Below are 2,500 nucleotides of genomic sequence, written 5' to 3'. Positions count from 1 at the left end.
ACCACCTCCCAAGGCTAAATACTACCTGATGACCGATAGTGAAGCAGTACCGTGAGGGAAAGGTGAAAAGAACCCCGGGAGGGGAGTGAAATAGAACCTGAAACCGTGTGCCTACAACCGGTCAAAGCCCCTTATGAGGGTGATGACGTGCTTTTTGTAGAACGAGCCAACGAGTTACGGTATGTAGCAAGGTTAAGTACTTAAGGTACGGAGCCGAAGGGAAACCGAGTCTTAATAGGGCGACTAGTTGCATGCCGTAGACCCGAAACCGGGTGACCTATCCATGGCCAGGTTGAAGCGGGGGTAAAACCCCGTGGAGGACCGAACCACGTTGCTGTTGAAAAAGCATGGGATGAGCTGTGGATAGCGGAGAAATTCCAATCGAACTCGGAGATAGCTGGTTCTCCTCGAAATAGCTTTAGGGCTAGCGTCGGATATGAGTAATGGAGGTAGAGCACTGAATGGGCTAGGGGGCATATCGCTTACCGAACCTTATCAAACTCCGAATGCCATATACTATGAGTCCGGCAGTCAGACTGCGAATGATAAGATCCGTAGTCAAAAGGGAAAAAGCCCAGATCGTCAGCTAAGGTCCCAAAGTGTAAGTTAAGTGGTAAAGGATGTGGGATTTCTAAGACAACTAGGATGTTGGTTTAGAAGCAGCCACTCATTTAAAGAGTGCGTAATAGCTCACTAGTCGAGAGATCCTGCGCCGAAAATGTCCGGGGCTCAAACTTACCACCGAAGCTACGGGTTCAAGTTTAACTTGAGCGGTAGAGGAGCGTCGTAATCGGGCTGAAGTCGTACCGTAAGGAGCGGTGGACTGATTACGAGTGAGAATGTTGGCATTAGTAGCGAGATGTAAGTGAGAATCTTACAGGCCGAAAATCTAAGGTTTCCTGGGGAAGGCTCGTCCGCCCAGGGTTAGTCGGGACCTAAGCCGAGGCCGAAAGGCGTAGGTGATGGACAATTGGTTGATATTCCAATACCACTATTATCGTTATTATCGATGGTGTGACGGAGAAGGATAGGATGTGCTAGCGATTGGAAATGCTAGTCTAAGCATTTAGGGAGTTAAGACAGGAAAATCCGTCTTAACAATTCTGAGGTGTGATGGGGAAGGCCAATTTGGCCGAAGTATCTGATTCCATGCTTCCAAGAAAAGCATCTAGAGAGAGAAGTAGTGCCCGTACCGCAAACCGACACAGGTAGATGAGGAGAGAATCCTAAGGCCATCGGAAGAATTGCAGTTAAGGAACTAGGCAAATTGACCCCGTAAGTTCGCGAGAAGGGGTGCCTGCGAGAGCAGGCCGCAGAGAATAGGCCCAAGCAACTGTTTAGCAAAAACACAGGTCTCTGCTAAAGCGTAAGCTGATGTATAGGGGCTGACGCCTGCCCGGTGCTGGAAGGTTAAGGGGAACACTTAGCGCAAGCGAAGGTGTGAACTTAAGCCCCAGTAAACGGCGGCCGTAACTATAACGGTCCTAAGGTAGCGAAATTCCTTGTCAGGTAAGTTCTGACCCGCACGAATGGCGTAATGACTTGGGCACTGTCTCAACTGCAAATCCGGCGAAGTTGTAGTGCGAGTGAAGATGCTCGCTACCCGCGATTGGACGGAAAGACCCCGTAGAGCTTTACTGTAGCTTAGCATTGAGTTTCGATATTGTCTGTACAGGATAGGTGGGAGACTGAGAAGCTAGGGCGTCAGCCTTAGTGGAGTCACCCTTGGGATACCACCCTGACAGTATTGGGATTCTAACCGGACGCCATGAATCTGGTGACGGGACATTGTTAGGTGGGCAGTTTGACTGGGGCGGTCGCCTCCAAAAAAGTAACGGAGGCGCCCAAAGGTTCCCTCAGAACGGTCGGAAATCGTTCGAAGAGTGCAAAGGCAGAAGGGAGCCTGACTGCGACACCCACAAGTGGAGCAGGGACGAAAGTCGGGCTTAGTGATCCGGTGGTACCTCGTGGGAGGGCCATCGCTCAACGGATAAAAGCTACCTCGGGGATAACAGGCTGATCTCCCCCAAGAGTCCACATCGACGGGGAGGTTTGGCACCTCGATGTCGGCTCGTCGCATCCTGGGGCTGTAGTAGGTCCCAAGGGTTGGGCTGTTCGCCCATTAAAGCGGCACGCGAGCTGGGTTCAGAACGTCGTGAGACAGTTCGGTCCCTATCCGTCGCGGGCGTAGGAAATTTGAGAGGAGCTGTCCTTAGTACGAGAGGACCGGGATGGACTGACCTATGGTGTACCAGTTGTTCTGCCAAGAGCATGGCTGGGTAGCTAAGTCGGGAAGGGATAAACGCTGAAAGCATCTAAGCGTGAAGCCCCCCTCAAGATGAGATTTCCCATAGCATAAGCTAGTAAGACCCCTTGAAGAACACAAGGTTGATAGGTCAGAGGTGTAAGTGTGGTAACATATTTAGCTGACTGATACTAATAGGTCGAGGGCTTGACCAATAATTAAAAGATTTTGGCTGTAATTCATGTGCAATTTTCA

General features: G+C 50.6%; 1 rRNA gene (cut by a window edge). It reads left to right on the top strand.

Going from position 1 to position 2,500, the window contains the following annotated elements:
- A 23S ribosomal RNA gene (locus ACH36K_RS00005) occupies positions 1-2,460 on the top strand (it extends 446 nt beyond the left edge of the window).
- Positions 2,461-2,500 lie beyond the last annotated feature (40 nt).

The sequence above is a fragment of the Clostridium sp. MB05 genome (assembly GCF_046581255.1).
Classification (GTDB): Bacteria; Bacillota; Clostridia; order Clostridiales; family Clostridiaceae; genus Clostridium.
This window is presented reverse-complemented; position numbering and strand designations above follow the sequence as displayed.